Below are 16,325 nucleotides of genomic sequence, written 5' to 3' on the forward strand. Positions count from 1 at the left end.
CGCGGCGACCCGGGCAGCGCCTAGCCCGGCTCTCGCAGCGGAAGTCCGGCAGCCTGGTAGATCGCGTCGATGACCGTCATGTTCTCGATCGCGTCCTCGGGGGTGGTGCGCACCGGCACGCCACGCAACACCGCGTCAGCGAAAGCGTCGAGCTGGTAGGCATAGGACGCCCGGTGGGTGAACCGTTCGACGCGCCTGCCCTTGGGTGAGCTGACCCGCAAGCGGTGGAAGTACTGCGGCATAAGGGGGTTGAGCGCTCGCAGCTCGCCGTGCTCGCCGATCACCCGGGCGCTGATCTGCAGCAGGTTCGATGACCACAGCGAGCAGCGGATGGTCCCGGTGTGCCCGGCGGGAAACCGCAGCTGCGCCGTCATAGCCCGGTCGACGAGCGGATCGCGCAACTTCGCCTGCGCGGAAACGACTTCCGGGGTAGCTCCGCCGAAGGTGCGAGCCATGTGCACCGCATAACAGCCGGCGTCCATCAGCGCCCCGCCGGCCAGCGCATAGTGATAGCGGATGTCGGAGAACCGGGGCAGCGGGAAGCTCAGTGCGGTGTCCACCTGCCGCAGCTCGCCGAGTTCCCCCGACGCGATGATCTCTTCGATGCGCGCCGTCATCGGGTGGTAGCGGTAGTGGAAGGCCTCCATCACCACCCGGTCAGAGGCTGCGGCCGCCGCGGCCATCTCGCGGGCTTCCGCGGCGTTGGCGGTGAACGGCTTCTCGCACAGCACGTGCTTGCCGGCGTCCAGCGCGGCGCGCGTCCATCTGCCGTGCAGGTGGTTCGGCAGCGGGTTGTAGATGGCGTCGACCTCGGGATCGGCGATCAGCGCGTTGTAGCTGTCGTGCACCCGGCCGATGCCGTGTTTGGCGGCGAACGCCCGAGCCCGGCCGATGTCGCGCGCGGCTACCGCGCTGACCACGACCTCTGGGTTGGCGGCGGCGGGTTTGAGCAGTGCCTCCGGAGTGATCCGCGCCGCTCCGAGCACGCCGATCCGCAGCGCAGCGGTGGTGCCTGTCACGCGTCGGTGCTCCGCTGCAGCCGGAACCCGGCCATCCGGCGGCCGGCGTGGGCCGGGTTGGTCATGTCGAGCACCCGGCGTGCCTGCTCGTGCACCGGCGTGGCGGGGTCGAGCACCGACAGGTAGACCTCGTGGGAGGCCAGGGATTCCACTGCGACGTCGAGGTAGTCGTCCACGTCCTCGACGTGGGTGGGCTCCGGGCCGCCTTGGAACAGCCAGCGTGGCGGGTCCGCCATGGTGTCCCAGGCGTCGGTGACCGCGGCGGCGAATTCAATGTGGTCGCGCTGGTTGGGCCGCCCCGGTGCGAACTCGGGACCGCCGTATATCGCGATCACCACATCGGGGCGGGTCTCGCCGATCACCGAGGCGATCTTGGCGCGCAACTCCGGCGTGTTGCGGATGTTGCTGTCCGGGAAGCCCCAGAAGTCGACGTCAGGGACCCCCACGAGGGCCGCCGCCCGCCGTTGCTCCTCCTCGCGCAGCGGCCCGGCCTGCGCCGGTTCCATGCCGGCGATGCCCGCTTCCCCGCTGCTGGCCAGCGCGTAGCGGACGGTCTTGCCGGCGGCAGTCCATTTGGCCACCGCGGCGGCGGTGCCGTACTCGGGATCGTCGGGATGCGGCACCAACACCAGCAGCGATGACCAGTCTTGCGGGAACGGCTGCGGCCCGGTGGGCCCGAACGGCTGAGCCATGGGTCTATGCCATCACACCGTGGGCGATGATGTCAGCGATCCGTTGCACCCAGTCATCGCCGAGATCGTCGTCGGGGCGCAACATCATGGCCAGCAGCGCCGCGCCGCCGATGATTTCGACCAGCCGGTCGGGGTCCACGCTTGGTCGCGCGTCGCCGCGGCTCACCGAGTCGGCCACCCAGTGGCGCATCACCTCGAATAGGCCCTGGAAGCGTTCCAGGATGCGCGCGGTCAACTCGGCATTGGTCGCCATGTCGGCGATCAGGCCCGGCAGCGCCGCACGCACCACCGGGTTGGTGAACGCGTCGCGCGCACCGGCCATCATCGCCCGGAGGTCGCCGGCCGCATCACCAGGCGCCGCGGACACCGCACTCGGCGGCACCGAGAAAACGGCCTCGTGCACCAGCTCGGCCTTGCTGGGCCACCGGCGGTACAGCGCGGTCTTGGTGGTGCCGGCGCGCTCGGCGACGGCCGCCAGGCTCAGATTCGTATATCCAACTTCGACAACCAGTTCCACGGCGGCCTGCAATATGGCAGCGTCGATGCGGGGGTCACGAGGCCGTCCGGCGCCGGACCCCTTGTCAACCGCTGAAGGTTCTGCTTTCATAACGCTACCTGTCGTATCGTAATTACCCTAACGGAGGATACAACCGTGGTCGAGCAACCGACTGTGGAGACGGACGTCGGCCGGATCCAACGTTCTAGCCGCGATGTCACCACCCTGCCCACGGTAATGTCTCGCTGGCTTGCCACGCAGTTGCCGGGCGCGGCCACGCCGGAGATCACCGTGGAAAGCGGCGTCGACACCAACGGCATGTCGTCGGAAACAATCATGCTCACCGGCCGCTGGACGGCCGACGGTGCCCCGGTCGAACAGCGCTGGGTGATGCGGGTGGGCCCCGCCGCCGAAGACGTTCCGGTGTTTCCGTCCTACCGACTTGATCACCAGTTCGAGGTCATGCGGCTGGTGGGTGAACTTACCGACGTCCCGGTGCCGAAGGTCCGCTGGCTCGAACCGACCGGAGACGTGCTGGACCGGCCGTTCTTCTTGATGGACCGGGTCGACGGCGAGGTGCCACCCGACGTCATGCCCTATACCTTTGGCGGCAACTGGTTCGCCGATGCGACGGCCGAGCAGCAGCGGACCCTGCAGGACTCCACCGTCGAAGTGCTCGCCAAGCTGCACGCCATCCCGAATGCCGAGCAGACCTTCGCCTTCCTCGACGACGGGTCGCGTGGGAGCACCGCGCTGCGCCGTCACTTCGAGGGAGTGCGGCAGTGGTACGAGTTCGCGGTGCCCGACATGGGGCGCTCGCCACTGTTGGACCGCGCCCTGGCCTGGCTGGAGCAGAACTGGCCGGACGACGTGGCTGCCGGCGAGACGGTGTTGTGCTGGGGCGACTCGCGGGTCGGCAACGTGCTCTACCGCGACTTCCAGCCGGTCGCGGTGCTGGACTGGGAGATGGTGACCCTGGGGCCGCGCGAGCTCGACGTATCGTGGGTTATCTTCGCGCACTTGGTGTTCGAGGAACTCGCTGGACTGGCCGGGCTCCCTGGGCTCCCGCAGGTGTTGCGCGAGGACGACGTGCGGGCCAGCTATCAGAAGCTCACCGGAGTCGAACTCGGTGACCTGCACTGGTTCTACGTCTACGCCGGCGTGATGTGGGCGATCGTGTTCATGCGCACCGGGGCCCGTCGGGTGCACTTCGGGGAGATGGAAAAACCCGAGAATCCCGAATCGTTGTTCTATCACGCCGGATTGCTCAAGAAGTTGATCGGAGAACAGAGCTGATGCTGGGCCCACTCGACGAATTCCCGGTTCACCAACTGCCGCAGCCGATCGCCTGGCCGGGCTCCTCGGATCGCAACTTCTACGACCGGTGCTATCTGAATGCCCATGACCGCACCGGAGATATCTTCCTGATCACCGGGTGCGGCTACTACCCCAACCTCGGCGTCAAGGACGCCTACGTACTCCTGCGCCGCGGCGACACCCAGACCGCGGTGCACCTGTCCGACGCCATCGACCAGGACCGGCTCAATCAGCGTATCGGTGCCTACCGTATCGAGGTCACCGATCCGCTGCGCTCCCTGCGGGTGGTCATGGATGAGACCGAGGGCATCGCGCTGGATCTGCGTTGGGAGGGCCTGTTCGACCCGGTGCAGGAGCAGCGGCACATCCTGCGGACCGGCAACCGGGTGACCCTGGACGCGCAACGCTTCGCTCAACTGGGCTCCTGGAGTGGGCAGATCGTGATCGACGGCGAGGAGATCGCCGTCGACCCGGAGGTCTGGATCGGGTCCCGCGACCGCTCCTGGGGAATCCGCCCGGTCGGTGAACGTGAACCGGCGGGCCGGCCCGCCGACCCGCCGTTCGACGGCATGTGGTGGCTGTATCTGCCGATGGCGTTCGAGGACTTCGCGGTGGTGATGATCATCCAGGAGGAGCCCAACGGGTTCCGTTCGCTCAACGACTGCAGCCGGGTCTGGCGCGACGGCCGTGTCGAACAGCTGGGCTGGCCACGGATCTCCACCCGCTACCGCTCGGGCACCCGCATCGCCACCGGAGCCACCATCGAGGCCACCCGCCCGGATGGCACCCCGGTGGTGTTCGAAGTGGAATCCAAACTGCCGGTGCCTATTCACGTCGGCGGCGGCTACGGCGGCGACATCGACTGGCTGCACGGCGAGTGGAAGGGCGAGAAGTTCACCGAGCGCCTGACCTATGACATGACCGATCCGGGCATCCTCGGGCGCACCAGCTTCGGGATGATCGATCACGTGGGGCGCGCGGTGTGCCGCGAGGGCGACGCCGCCCCGGTCGAGGGTTGGGGACTCTACGAGCACGGTGTGCTGGGCCGCCATGACCCGACGGGGTTCCCCGACTGGGTCACCATGGCGCCCTAGCGTTAACTCAGTTCGCTGACGATCGCCCCGACGACCGCCGGGGCGATCGGCGCAGCCTGGTAGACGCAGACCGTGTCGGCGATTCCGTCGACCCGGTCGCGGATGCGCGCGGCCACCTGTGCCGGCGTACCGCATGCGGCGATGGTGTGCAGCATCTCGTCGCTGATCCGGGCGCCCATCTGCGCCCATTGGCCCTGCTTGGACAGCGCGTTGAGCTCGGGCTGCAGATCCTGCCAGCCGTGCGCGGCCAGCACCGGCGCATACGCCGGAGTCGACGCGTAGAAGCCGAGCAGCATCCGAGCGGCGGCTTCGGCGGCCTCCCGCTCGGCGTCGGTGGCGCCGGTGGCCACGATGATCTCCGGCACGACTCGGAAATCCTCGGCGCGACGTCCGGCTTGGGCAAGCCCCGCACGCACCGCAGACATGGTGCTCTCATGCAGGAATCGCTTAGTGGAGAACGGCATCACCAGCAGGCCGTCGGCGTGCGCGGCGGCCGCACGGGTCAGCCGCGGCCCGAGCGCCCCGACATAGATGGGCGGTGGGCCGTACGGGTTCGGGCCGGGGCTGAACGTCGGCGTCATCAGCGTGTGCCGGTAGTAGTCGCCCCGAAAATCCAAGCGGGCGCCGGTGTTCCAGGATTCGAAGATCGCCCGCAGCGCCGCGACGAGCTCGACCATGCGGTCCACCGGGCGATCGAAGGCGGCGCCGAATCGCTTCTCGATCTGGGCACGCACCTGCGTTCCCAGCCCCAGAACGAATCGCCCCCCACTGAGCAACTGGTGATCGTTGGCCTGGTGCGCCAAGTGAATCGGGTTGCGAGGGAACGCGATCGCGACGTTGGTCATCAGGTCCAGGCCGCCCACACCGGCGGCCAGCGTCAACGGTGCGAACACGTCGTGCGGGCCTTCGAAGGTGAAGACCCCGCTGACCCCGGCGTCACGCAGCTCGCGCGCCTGATCGACGACACCGGTCAGCCCGCTGAGGGCAGTGAGTACTTTCAACGCGGTTCCGCGGCCTTACGAACTGATCTCGGAACCGACGGCCAAACCGCCCGCGGATCCGGTGGCCAGATCCACCAGCTCGCGAAGCTCCCGGTTCACCACTGCAGGGTGTTCGAGGATCGAGCAGTGTCCCCCGCTGACCTCGACGAACCGCGCGAGATTGGGTGCGGTGTCGGCGATCCGCTGTGATGCCCGCAGCGGCAACAACCGGTCCCGGGTGCTGCCGATGACCAGGGTGGGCACGGTCAGACCATCGAGGTTGATGAAGGATGCCGGACCGAGCGCGTCGATGAGCGCCCGCACCCAGTGGCCACGGCTGGCCGCGGGCGTCTTGGCGAACAGGTCGCAGATCAACGAGGTGACCCACGGATCGGCCTCACCACCGACGGCCAGCATGTGCACGAATCGCCGCACCGCCAGATTCGCCGGGCCCACGATCGGCACGTTGCCAAAGGCCAGCAACCCGCGACGTGCTGCCTGCACCCGGGCCGCCTGCAGGGGCGGTGGCACCTGGAACAGTTCGACCTCGGCCAGCAGGTTGCCGATGGTGGTGTTGATCAGCGCTACCGCATCGGCACGCTCGTGCACCCGGTGCCGGTAGCGGTCCGACCAGGCACTGATCGCCATGCCGCCCATCGAATGTCCGGCGATGACGGCACGCTCCCCCGGCGCCAGGGTGGCCTCCAGGACCGAGTCCAGATCGGATGCCAGGTGCGTCAGGCTGTATCCGCCGCGCTTGGGCACTCCACTGCGGCCGTGGCCGCGGTGGTCGTAGGCGATCACCCGGTGATCGGCGCTCAGGTCGGCAATCTGGTGGCCCCACACCCCGATAGCGCAGGTGATGCCGTGCGCCAGCACGATCGGATAACCGTCGGCCGGCCCGAAGACCTGGGTGTGCAGCTTTGTTCCGTCGGCCGCCCGGACCGCTATGGTTCGGGCCGGCGGCAGCTCCGCCGGGAACTTGCCGACACTTCGCCGCCGACCGGACCGTTGAGCACTCATCGCCACCTCATCGGAAATGCGGCAACGCTGCCGCATCGCGAGCATACGCCTGCGTGGACTAGGTTTTCACCGAAAGGACTACTGACGAAGGGTTCGCCCATGCGCGCGGTACAGATTTCCCAACTCGACGGACCGGCAGCTGCCCAGGTAGTCGATCTCGACGAGCCGGCCGGTGCGGGCCTGGTGGTCATCGACGTCCACGCCGCCGGGGTGGCGTTTCCCGACGTGCTGCAGTCCCGCGGGCTCTATCAGCACAAGCCGGAGCTGCCGTTCGTGCCGGGCGGCGAGGCGGCCGGTGTGGTGCGCAGCGCCCCGAACGGCGCGCATGTGCGCGCCGGTGACCGCGTGGCGGTCTTGACCATGCTCAACGGCGGGATGGCGCAGGTGATCGCGGTGCCCGCCACGCAAGTGTTCAAGCTGCCGGACACGGTGTCGTTCGAGGCCGGTGCCGGGCTGCTGTTCAACGACCTGACCGTGTTGTTCGCGCTGACCACGCGCGGCCGGTTGACCGAAGGCGCCACGGTGCTGGTGCACGGGGCCGCCGGAGGGATCGGCACCTCCACGCTGCGGCTGGCCGGACCGCTGGGGGCCTCCCGGGTGATCGCGGTGGTCTCCACCGAGGCTAAAGCCGAGGTGGCCCGGGCTGCCGGCGCCACCGACACGGTGCTCGCCGATGGGTTCCGCGAGGCGGTGGCCGAGTTGACCGGCGGGCGCGGCGTGGACCTGGTGCTCGACCCGGTGGGCGGTGACCGTGTCACCGATTCGCTGCGCTCGCTGGCCCCCGGCGGCAAGCTGTTGGTGGTGGGCTTCACCGGTGGCGACATCCCGACGGTCAAGGTGAACCGGCTGCTGCTCAACAACATCGATGTCGTCGGCGTTGGTTGGGGTGCGTGGGTGATGTCGCATCCTGGCGAGCTGGAGCGCCAGTGGGAGGCGTTGGAGCCGCTGCTGGCCTCCGGGAAAGTGGCGGCGCCGCAACCGGATGTGTTCGACCTCGATCGGGCCGCCGATGCGTTGGCCGCGTTGGAGAATCGCACCGCAGCCGGCAAGGTCGTGCTGCGGATGCGCGACTGACGGCCCTCCAGGTCATCGAAACGAGAGGAATCCGATGCCGGACCAGCGTTCTTCGCACAGTGCCAGTGCCCTGCTCGAGGCCGTCGAGCAATCACCGAAAGCTGTCGCGGTACACGACAAGTCGGCGTGGGTCGGAATCTTCGCCGCCGACGGGCAGGTGAACGATCCCGTCGGGTCGACTCCCCATATCGGCACCGCGGCCATCGGGCGGTTCTTCGACACCTTCATCGCACCCAACACCATCGCCTTCGACGTGCAGAACGACGTGGTCGCGGGCATGTCGGTACTACGAGACCTCACGGTGCACACCACCATGTCAACAGGTGTCACTATGCATATCCCGATGCACCTGCGCTACGACCTGGTCGCGCAGGCGCCGGACGGCTCCCTGAAGATCCAGCGGTTGTTCGCGCACTGGGAGCTACAGAAGATGGTCGGACAGTTGCTGACCTCCGGTGGCCGCGGCCTGCTGGCCTCGGTGATTCTGGGACCCCAGCTGCTTCGGCACCAAGGGCTTTCGGGCTGTGCTGGATTCCTGCGCGGCCTTGCCGGGGTGCGCAAGCGTGGCAAGCGTCGGGTCGAAACCCTTGTCGCGGCGCTCGCGCAGGGTGATGCGGCCGCGGTTTCGGCGCTGCTGACTCCCCATGCCAAGCTGAGCCTGGACGGTGTTTCGGAGACCTCGGTTGCCGATTTCGTCTCGACGGCACAGCACCTGGAGGTCGAAAAGCTCCTGGCCGCAGGGCATACCGTCACAGCGACGGTGCACCTGGATGGCCGGCGCGGGGTGGGATTGTTCGAGTTCTCCAAAGAGGGCGCGCACCGTGGCGCGATTTCCGCTGTCCGCCTCTATATCTGAGGCGGACAGCTACAGCACGCCGGGAATGATCGCCTTGCGGTTAGGCGGGTAGTCGGGGAACTTCTGCTGGTACCACTTGTGGGTGGCCATCGCCCTGGGCCCCAGGTTGGCGATGGAGAAGAGCAGGAAGATCAGGCCCGGAAGCGTCCACGCCATGATCGCCCAGCCCGCCCATAAGACAAGCTCACCGAAGTAGTTGCCCGAGGACACCCAGCGATACACCCCGCCGTAGGGGATGCGGTACCCGCTGCTGCCATCGGCGCGCAGGCCGATCAGGATGCGATCGGCCTGGAAGTTGATCCCCCAGCCGATCACTGCCACGGCCAGGCCGACGATGAAGCGGGGATCGACAAACCAGCGCTCCTGCTGCAAGTGCGGGGCCAGCGCAACGGCGTAACCGTTGACAAACCCGTTGACGGCGTTGAAGACGAAGCCGAAGGCGATGCCGGAGATGGGGAAACGTTTGTCATCGCCCTTGCGGCTCAGCGGATAGATCAACCCGCGGTAGAGGTAGTGGCACTGCCATAGTGCGTACAACACGATCGCCGGCGCCCCATGCGAGTGCGCCACCAGCCAGAACGTCACGGTGAAAGCCCACCACTGGGGGCATTCGAACGTCAGCCAGCTGATCTTTCCCGGCAGCGTGAAGCGGTCGTCCGGACTGGCGAAGCGGCCATAAGGGTTGGTGAACCAGAAGCTGCTGGCGAAGGTGACGATCGTCAAGACGATCAGAAAGACAACAGCGGCGTGATACAGACCGGCCATGGCGGAACCTCTCATCGAAGGATGCTAGGCAGTAGTAGCACATGTGGCCGCTGCGATCGTGCTGCGGATGGGCGACTAGCCCGCGGAGTCGTCCCGCCTGCCCGGCGCGAAGTAGTCGAACGCGGCACGCATGTCGCTGAGCTTGCCGTCGGTGCCCTGCAGCGAGAGCGTGACGTGGCCAAAGGATTTGGCGCCCAGCCGCTTAGGGCTCGGGATCGCTGACGCGTCGTCGAGGAACAAGTGCGCCAGCTGCACCCGGCCGGTATCCGCGGTGGTGATGCGCTCGATGGCGTTCCACGGGATCACCCGGTTGCCGCTGCGCCGCCCGTAGACACCTTCTGCGTCGATGCGGACCTCAACACCGGAGGAGAACAACCGCGATACCAGCACCGCCACACCGAAACCGAAGAAGACGATCGCGATCCAGCCGAAGACGTGCAGGGCCTGCGGTGACCAGCCGCGGATCGACTCGACCGGCCCGAATCCCCCGGCCAACCGCACCCCGATCAGGACGAACACGACTGCGATGGCGAGCAGCGAGGCGATCTTTCGTCGGTCCGGGTGCGCTTCAAACGGCATCTGACCTCCCCTGTCGACGGGGATGACTCTAGTGCGCAACGGCGGCGGCACCCCTACAACTGACCAGCCGCTAGGTCTCGCTGATGCGCGCCTTGAACTCCGGGCACTCGACCAGGGGCGTATGGGTGCAGGTCACCGCGTGGGTGAGGCTGTCGCGCATGCGGGTGAGGCGGGCGATCTCGTCATCGACTTGGCGGGCCTTCTCAGCCATTCGTGCACGTAGTTCGGTGTCGCTGGGTGTGGCCCGCAGAAACCGCTCGATCTGAGCAAGCGTGAATCCGGCCGCTTTGGCACAGCCGATCAAGGCGAGCCGGTCAAGCACCGCCGGTTCGTAGGTGCGACGCAGGCCGTTGCGTGCACCGGAGCTGATCAGCCCGCGCCGCTCGTAGAACCGCAGCGCCGATGACGCCAGACCGGACCGATTCGCCACCTCAGCAATGTCCAGCATCACCATCCCCTTGACTTGAAGCGTGGTTCAAGTCAGACACTAGCGGCGAAGCGCCGCCAAGGAAAGGAAACCGAGTGCCCATGCCACTACATCCGCAGGTCCAAGCCCATTTGGAACGCCTGGCCGGAAGCAACTTTGCCGACCTGCACACGTTTAGTCCGCAGCAGGTCCGGCAAGCCATGCGTCTGATGACCCAAGCCCTGGGCACCGGCGAAGCCGTCGCACGTGTTTGCGACCGCATCATCTCCACGCGAGCCGGCGACCTGCCGGTTCGGATCTACCACCCCCAGCCAGGCGAACGGCGCACGGTGATCGTCTTCTTCCACGGCGGCGGTTTCGTGCTCGGCGACCTCGACACCCACGACGGGCTGGCCCGGGCGCTGGCGAACCGCACCGGCCGGGTCGTCGTCTCGGTCGACTATCCCCTGGCCCCGGAGCACAAGTACCCGGCAGCGATCAACGCCGGCTTCGCTGCCACGCAGTGGGTGGCCCTGCACGGCGGCGAAATCGGCGCCGACGGCACGAACATCGCTGTCGCCGGTGACAGTGCCGGCGGAAATCTCGCTGCTGTGGTCGCGCTGATGGCTCGCGATGCCGGCGGCCCGGCAATCACGCACCAGGTATTGATCTACCCGGACTTGGACTTTCGGCGATCGAACGTTTCCATCCAAGAATTCGCGGGACAGTACGGCAACATCAGTCGAGCGACCCAGCAGTGGTTCATGAACCACTACCTCAACGGCGATCACGAAAAGCTCGATGCTCACGTCTCGCCGCTGCTGGCACCCAGCCTCGAGCAGCTTCCTCCGGCGTTCATCGTCACCGCGGAATTCGACGCCCTGCGCGACGAGGGCGAACAGTACGGCGCCCGACTCCAGGAAGCGGGCGTCCCCACCACCGTCAATCGCTATGCCGGCATGATCCACGAGTTCATCCGCTGGCCGTTCGACGACGCGGTCCGGGCGCTCGACGACATCGCCGCCGCTCTGCCAGCCTCACCCCTGGCTCGCCGCTGACGGTATACGTTGCGTCTGGCTAGCTATCGCCTAGTCTATTCACTGGACACTCTGTCCAGTGAGATCTCGATGACACGAGGAGCACGAGGCGATGCCACCCACGGCCAGCTCCCTGGGACCGCAGCCGGCGGACTACGACCCCGGGTGGGTGCGGGCGAAGTACGCACTCGAACGCGACAAACGGATGCGGCCCGACGCCGTGGGCCAGTTCATCGAGGTCACCGCCGATTTCTCGCACTACGCCGACGACCCGTGGACCGAGCGTGTCGAGCGCGACCCGGTGCACGACCACGTCCAGGTGGCGATCATCGGCGCCGGGCTGGGCAGCCTGATCGCCGCCGCGCGGCTCCAGGAATCCGGGATCGACGACATCAGGATGATCGACACCGCCGGCGACTTCGGCGGCACCTGGTACTGGAACCGCTACCCCGGAGTGCAGTGCGATGTCGAGTCCTACATCTATCTGCCACTGCTCGAAGAGCTGAATTACGTGCCCACCGAGCGCTATGCGCACGGCCCGGAGATCCGCGAGCACCTCCAGAACATCGCCAAGCACTACCGCCTCTACGACAACGCCTTGCTGGGCACCACGGTCACCGGCCTGCACTGGGACGGCGCCGCCAAGCACTGGCAGATCACTACCGATCGCGGAGACGCGTTCACCGCCACGCTGGTCGCGGTCTCGCCCGGATCGCTCACCCGGCCGAAACTGCCGGGCATTGCCGGCATCAACGAATTCCGCGGACACACCTTCCACACCAGCCGCTGGGACTTCGGCTACACCGGCGGCGACGAATCCGGCGGGCTGACCAAACTGTCCGACAAGCGCGTCGGCGTCATCGGCACCGGTTCCACTGGGCTGCAGTGCATCCCGCACCTCGGAGAGTGGGCGCAGCAGCTCTACGTCTTCCAACGCACCCCGAGCACCGTCTCGGTGCGGGGCAACCGACCCACCGACCCGGCGTGGGCGGCGAGCCTGCAGCCGGGCTGGCAACGCGAACGCATGGAGAACTTCACCCGGGTCACCTGCGGGGTGGAGATGGACCTCGACCTCACCAACGACGGCTGGACGCAGAAGGCACTGGAACTCAGTGAGCCCGCGGTGATCCGCGAGACTCAGCGCCTCGGCCGACAGATGACGCCGCAGGAGATCGCCGACTTCCTGTTCCACGCCGACTACGTGGCGATGCAACGGCTGCGCGCCCGAATCGACGACACCGTGCGCGACCGCAAGACCGCCGAAGCGCTCAAACCGTGGTATCGGCTGAACTGCAAGCGCCCCGGCTACCACGACCAGTACCTCGATACGTTCAACCGGGACAACGTCACGTTGGTCGACACCGATGGCCGCGGCGTCGATCGGTTCACCGAGACCGCCGTCGTGGTCGACAACATCGAATACGAACTCGACGCACTGGTATTCGCGACCGGCTTCGAGGTGGGTACCGAGTTCACCCGCCGGCTCGGTTTCGAGATCGTCGGCCGCGACGACGTGCGGCTGAGCGACAAGTGGGCCAAAGGCATGCGGACACTGCACGGCCTGCAGACCCACGGCTTTCCCAACTGCTTCTTCCTGGGCTACACCCAATCCGGGGTCTCCCCCAACTACACCCACACCGCCGAGGAGCGAGCCCGCCATTTCGCCTACCTGGTCAGCACATTCGTGCACCGGGGCGCGGGCACCATCGAAGCCACCAAGGCCGCCGAGGACCAGTGGCTGGCCGCGATGGACCAGGCGTCGGAGAAGCCCAAGGCCTTCTACGCCGAGTGCACGCCGAGTTACCTGAGTTCCGAGGGCGACCGGGAGAATCCGCACGGCATGCTGTCGACCAATTTCGGGGGCAAGCCGGTCGAGTTCTTCGAAATGCTGAACGCGTGGCGATCCACCGGCCAGCTGGAGGGGGTCATCCTGAAATGACATCCGCTGCACCGCGACTCACCATGCGTGACCGACACCGCATCATGACCCGCGACCACATCATGGCCGCCGCGTTGGAGGCGTTCGCCGAGCGCGGCTACGTCGCGGTGACCATCGACGACATCGTTCGCCGGGCCGGGATCGGGCGGGCGACGTTCTATCTGCATTTCGACTCCAAAGCCGCGGTGCTGCGCGAACTGCGGAACACCCGGATGACCGTCTGGTCCCAGCAGGACGCCCCGCGCGGCGGCAGGTCGGGACGGCCCTCGATCAAGGCCTTCTTCGAGAAGGTGGTCGACTTCCACACCTCCGCACCACAGCTCTACATGGCACTGCACCAGGCCCGGGCAGCCGACCCGGAGTTCGCCGCGGCGCACCGAGCCACCATGGAGGACAACGTCACCGAGTGGATCGAGGCCGATGCCATGCCCGGTGCCACCGAGGAACAGCTGCGGCTGGCCATCGCGATGATGTACACCATGGTCGATTCCTTCATGCACCTGTGGCTGGTCGACGGCTGGCCGCTGGAGCGCGAGGCCGCCATCGAGGCGATGACCGACGCGCTGCACGCCACCATGCGCTGAAAGACGCCGGCCCGGACGCCCGCGGCATTTATCGTGGCACACGCATGAGCGACCGCGGTGCGAGCGGCTTTCAGACGAGAGGTTGGCGCGATGACCGAGCTACGGCCAGATGGCGCGATGACCGAGCAGCCGCCCCAACGCCGAGGCGTCATGCAATCGCTCACCGGGCTCAGTGTCCGCTACGTCGAACGCCTGATGCCCGACCCGTATCTGTTCGCGATGATCCTCACCCTGATCGTCGCCGGCCTGGTCGCCGCCCTAGTGCGCGGTGCGTCGGCCCACGGCATGTTGCAGGCCTGGTACGCCGGAGTGTGGGGGCAGGCGAACATCTTCACGTTCGCCTGCCAGATGGTGCTGATCCTGGTGACCGGCTACACGCTGGCCGAAGCGCCCGTGCTGAAGCAGGCCATCGTCCGCATCGCCGCATTGCCGCGCAGCCAGGTGCAGGGAGCGCTGCTCTGTTTCACCGTCAGTGCCGCTGCGTCCCTGCTGAACTGGGGCCTGGGCCTGGTGGCCGGTGCCCTGGTCGCCCGGCAGGTGGCGCGACGCTTCCCCGACTCGCATTTCGGCTACCTGATCGCCGCGGCGTTCATGGGTTTCATCGTCTGGACGCAGGGTCTCTCGTCGTCGATCGCGCTGGCGAACACCGACTCCGGCAGCCCCATCAACGTGATCCACAAGATCGCCGGCTTCACCGTGCCGTTGAGCCAGACCATCTTCCAGCCGTACAGCTGGCTCTCGGCGCTCATCGTGTTGGGGGTGCTCGCGCTCGCAGTATGGCGAATGGAGCCGGCTGAAGCTCTTGCGCCGGATCCCGCTGCGTTCGAGGAAGAGCCGGAAATTGCCGGCCAGCGCAGCGCGACGTTCGCCGAATGGCTGGAGAATCAGTGGATCCTCAACGTGCTGCTGTTCGCGGCGGGCATCACGTATTTCGTGGCCAGTGGTTGCGCGCTGAACATCTCCTCGATGATCATGCTGTTCACCATCACCGCCGCCCTGCTGCACCGCACGCCGATTCGCTTCATCCGGGCATTCACCGGTGCCGCGAAGGTCTCGGGCCCGCTGCTGCTGCAGTATCCGCTCTACGGCGGCCTGGTCGGGCTACTGGCGTATCAGGGCGCCGAGGGGTCCACGCCCCTGCAGACGCTGCTGGCCCAGACGCTGGTCAACGGCGCGACGGAATACACGCTGCCGTTCCTGACCTTCATCGGCTCGGTGGTCATCAGCCTGTTCGTGCCGTCCGGCGGCGGGCACTGGGCGGTGCAGGGCCCGATCGCCGTCGACTCTGCGCTGGCGATCGGCCAGCAGTCGCCGGCCTATCTCGGGCTGGTGTCGATGGCCGTTGCCGTCGGTGAGGGCGTGGCGAACATGATCCAGCCGTTCTGGCTCCTGCCACTGCTGGCGATCGCGAAGCTCAATGTCCGTCAGGTGATGGGCTTTACGATTGTGGCGTTCGTCATCGGGTTGGTGGGCCTGGGGGCGATGACGTTGATCGCACCGTGGGTGATCTGAGGGCACCCAGCGTTCGCCATTCCTTGATATCTGCTCGTGCTTGCCGGATGCTCGTGACAGACGCGAAGTGCCCTGGTCGCGAAGGAGAACGGCGTTGAACACACCGGAAGCCGGCAGCGTGGGCAGCATCTCCACCGCACTGCGGGACTGCTACGCCGCGATAGAAGCCCTCTGCACCGATCTCAGCGACGTCGAGTGGGGCGCTGCGTCACTGTGCCCGGACTGGACGGTTCGCGACGTGATCAACCACGTCACCGGCATCGAGGCGGCAATGGCGGGGTGGCTGCCCGACGACGATCGCACCCCGCCGCCGTTCGACAAGGCCGCGGACTTCCTGCGCGACGCTGACACCAACACCACCGCGTACCGCGAACTGGTGCGCGCGATCTACGACCGCCGCCGAGGCGACCTGGCCGCGTTGTCCGACGCGGATCTGATGCGACCGTCGTGGACTCCGGTCGGCCCAGCCACCTACGGCAGGTTCCTGGAGATCCGGGTCTTCGACTTCTGGGTGCACGAACGAGACATCACCAGCCCGCTGGGCCGCACCACCGATGACGCAAGCCTCGGCGCTCAGATCGCACTGGCCGAGGTAGCCGGTTCCTTGGGCTACATCGTCGGCAAGAAAGTGGGCCTACCCGACGGAAAGAGCATCACCTTCGATCTCACCGGACCGATCACCCGCCAGTTGCACGTCGCCGTGGATGGCCGAGCCAAAACTGTTGACCACCTGAATAATCCGGATGTCACGGTGGTGACCGATTCCACGACCTTCATCCAACTGGCGTGCGGGCGCATCGACCCGCAGGCCCAGATCGACTCCGGCGCCATCACCTGGAAAGGCGACCCCGAACTCGGCGACCGCGCCGCCCGCAACTTGAGGTTCACGATGTGACCAGTCGCCCGGATTTCATCGACTTACCGGCCTCACGGTGAACTGTCGTTTCCTTTG

Annotated in this window: 17 protein-coding genes; 9 read left to right on the forward strand and 8 right to left on the reverse strand. The window is 67.0% G+C overall.

Annotation, left to right across the window (positions count from 1 at the left end):
• Positions 1-20: 20 nt before the first annotated feature.
• The 3 genes from ACKY0X_RS15660 to ACKY0X_RS15670 are packed head-to-tail and all read right to left on the reverse strand — an operon-like array spanning position 21 to position 2,318.
• Entirely contained in the window at positions 21-1,019 is a 999-nt protein-coding gene (locus ACKY0X_RS15660) for a Gfo/Idh/MocA family protein (protein WP_409426782.1), read from the reverse strand.
• Complete coding sequence (locus ACKY0X_RS15665; RefSeq protein ID WP_409426783.1) at positions 1,016-1,711, reverse strand: PIG-L deacetylase family protein; 696 nt, start codon at positions 1,709-1,711, stop codon at positions 1,016-1,018. The genes ACKY0X_RS15660 and ACKY0X_RS15665 overlap by 4 nt, the downstream gene beginning before the upstream one ends.
• Positions 1,712-1,715: 4 nt before the next feature.
• Positions 1,716-2,318: a TetR/AcrR family transcriptional regulator gene (locus tag ACKY0X_RS15670; protein WP_406757564.1), complete on the reverse strand. Its 603-nt coding sequence runs from the start codon at positions 2,316-2,318 to the stop codon at positions 1,716-1,718.
• A gap of 45 nt (positions 2,319-2,363) precedes the next feature.
• On the opposite strand from ACKY0X_RS15670, the gene ACKY0X_RS15675 reads away from it, so the two are divergent.
• Both ACKY0X_RS15675 and ACKY0X_RS15680 read left to right on the forward strand, forming a co-directional pair.
• A complete protein-coding gene (locus ACKY0X_RS15675) occupies positions 2,364-3,503 on the forward strand; it encodes a phosphotransferase family protein (protein WP_409426784.1) in 1,140 nt (379 codons plus the stop codon).
• Positions 3,503-4,618: a hypothetical protein gene (locus tag ACKY0X_RS15680; protein WP_065040744.1), complete on the forward strand. Its 1,116-nt coding sequence runs from the start codon at positions 3,503-3,505 to the stop codon at positions 4,616-4,618. Before ACKY0X_RS15675 ends, ACKY0X_RS15680 begins: the two co-directional genes overlap by 1 nt.
• Before the next feature lie 2 nt (positions 4,619-4,620).
• Here ACKY0X_RS15680 and ACKY0X_RS15685 read toward each other — a convergent pair whose 3' ends face one another.
• Positions 4,621-5,619: a TIGR03617 family F420-dependent LLM class oxidoreductase gene (locus tag ACKY0X_RS15685; RefSeq protein WP_409426785.1), complete on the reverse strand. Its 999-nt coding sequence runs from the start codon at positions 5,617-5,619 to the stop codon at positions 4,621-4,623.
• 15 nt (positions 5,620-5,634) lie between these two features.
• A complete protein-coding gene (locus tag ACKY0X_RS15690; RefSeq protein ID WP_409426786.1) occupies positions 5,635-6,621 on the reverse strand; it encodes an alpha/beta fold hydrolase in 987 nt (328 codons plus the stop codon).
• 99 nt (positions 6,622-6,720) lie between these two features.
• On the opposite strand from ACKY0X_RS15690, the gene ACKY0X_RS15695 reads away from it, so the two are divergent.
• Both ACKY0X_RS15695 and ACKY0X_RS15700 read left to right on the forward strand, forming a co-directional pair.
• Positions 6,721-7,695, forward strand: a complete 975-nt coding sequence (locus ACKY0X_RS15695) for an NADPH:quinone oxidoreductase family protein (protein WP_409426787.1) — start codon at positions 6,721-6,723, stop codon at positions 7,693-7,695.
• A 34-nt stretch (positions 7,696-7,729) separates the two neighbouring features.
• Entirely contained in the window at positions 7,730-8,551 is an 822-nt protein-coding gene (locus ACKY0X_RS15700) for a nuclear transport factor 2 family protein (protein ID WP_409426788.1), read from the forward strand.
• A 9-nt stretch (positions 8,552-8,560) separates the two neighbouring features.
• Here ACKY0X_RS15700 and ACKY0X_RS15705 read toward each other — a convergent pair whose 3' ends face one another.
• The 3 genes from ACKY0X_RS15705 to ACKY0X_RS15715 form a co-directional block, all read right to left on the reverse strand.
• Positions 8,561-9,316, reverse strand: coding sequence for a DUF1295 domain-containing protein (locus ACKY0X_RS15705; protein ID WP_409429654.1), 756 nt, complete (start codon positions 9,314-9,316; stop codon positions 8,561-8,563).
• 75 nt (positions 9,317-9,391) lie between these two features.
• Complete coding sequence (locus tag ACKY0X_RS15710; RefSeq protein ID WP_409426789.1) at positions 9,392-9,895, reverse strand: STM3941 family protein; 504 nt, start codon at positions 9,893-9,895, stop codon at positions 9,392-9,394.
• Positions 9,896-9,965: 70 nt separating this feature from the next.
• Positions 9,966-10,343 carry a MerR family transcriptional regulator gene (locus tag ACKY0X_RS15715; RefSeq protein WP_409426790.1) on the reverse strand — a complete coding sequence of 126 codons (378 nt, stop codon included), beginning with the start codon at positions 10,341-10,343 and terminating at the stop codon, positions 9,966-9,968.
• Positions 10,344-10,423: 80 nt separating this feature from the next.
• On the opposite strand from ACKY0X_RS15715, the gene ACKY0X_RS15720 reads away from it, so the two are divergent.
• The 5 genes from ACKY0X_RS15720 to ACKY0X_RS15740 all read left to right on the forward strand — a co-directional run bounded on the left by ACKY0X_RS15720 (position 10,424) and on the right by ACKY0X_RS15740 (position 16,268).
• On the forward strand, positions 10,424-11,359 hold the full coding sequence (locus ACKY0X_RS15720) for an alpha/beta hydrolase (protein ID WP_409426791.1): 936 nt from the start codon (positions 10,424-10,426) through the stop codon (positions 11,357-11,359).
• A gap of 91 nt (positions 11,360-11,450) precedes the next feature.
• Positions 11,451-13,277, forward strand: a complete 1,827-nt coding sequence (locus ACKY0X_RS15725; protein WP_409426792.1) for a flavin-containing monooxygenase — start codon at positions 11,451-11,453, stop codon at positions 13,275-13,277.
• The gene (locus ACKY0X_RS15730) at positions 13,274-13,861 is read left to right on the forward strand and encodes a TetR/AcrR family transcriptional regulator (protein ID WP_409426793.1); all 588 of its coding nucleotides are present in this window, start codon (positions 13,274-13,276) and stop codon (positions 13,859-13,861) included. Before ACKY0X_RS15725 ends, ACKY0X_RS15730 begins: the two co-directional genes overlap by 4 nt.
• A gap of 90 nt (positions 13,862-13,951) precedes the next feature.
• Positions 13,952-15,373 (forward strand): TIGR00366 family protein, encoded by a 1,422-nt coding sequence (locus ACKY0X_RS15735; protein WP_409426794.1) that lies wholly within the window; start codon positions 13,952-13,954, stop codon positions 15,371-15,373.
• A 94-nt stretch (positions 15,374-15,467) separates the two neighbouring features.
• Positions 15,468-16,268 (forward strand): maleylpyruvate isomerase family mycothiol-dependent enzyme, encoded by an 801-nt coding sequence (locus ACKY0X_RS15740; RefSeq protein WP_409426795.1) that lies wholly within the window; start codon positions 15,468-15,470, stop codon positions 16,266-16,268.
• The last annotated feature ends 57 nt before the right edge of the window (positions 16,269-16,325 follow it).

Source organism: Mycobacterium sp. SMC-11 (assembly GCF_046250095.1).
GTDB lineage: Bacteria > Actinomycetota > Actinomycetes > Mycobacteriales > Mycobacteriaceae > Mycobacterium > Mycobacterium heraklionense_A.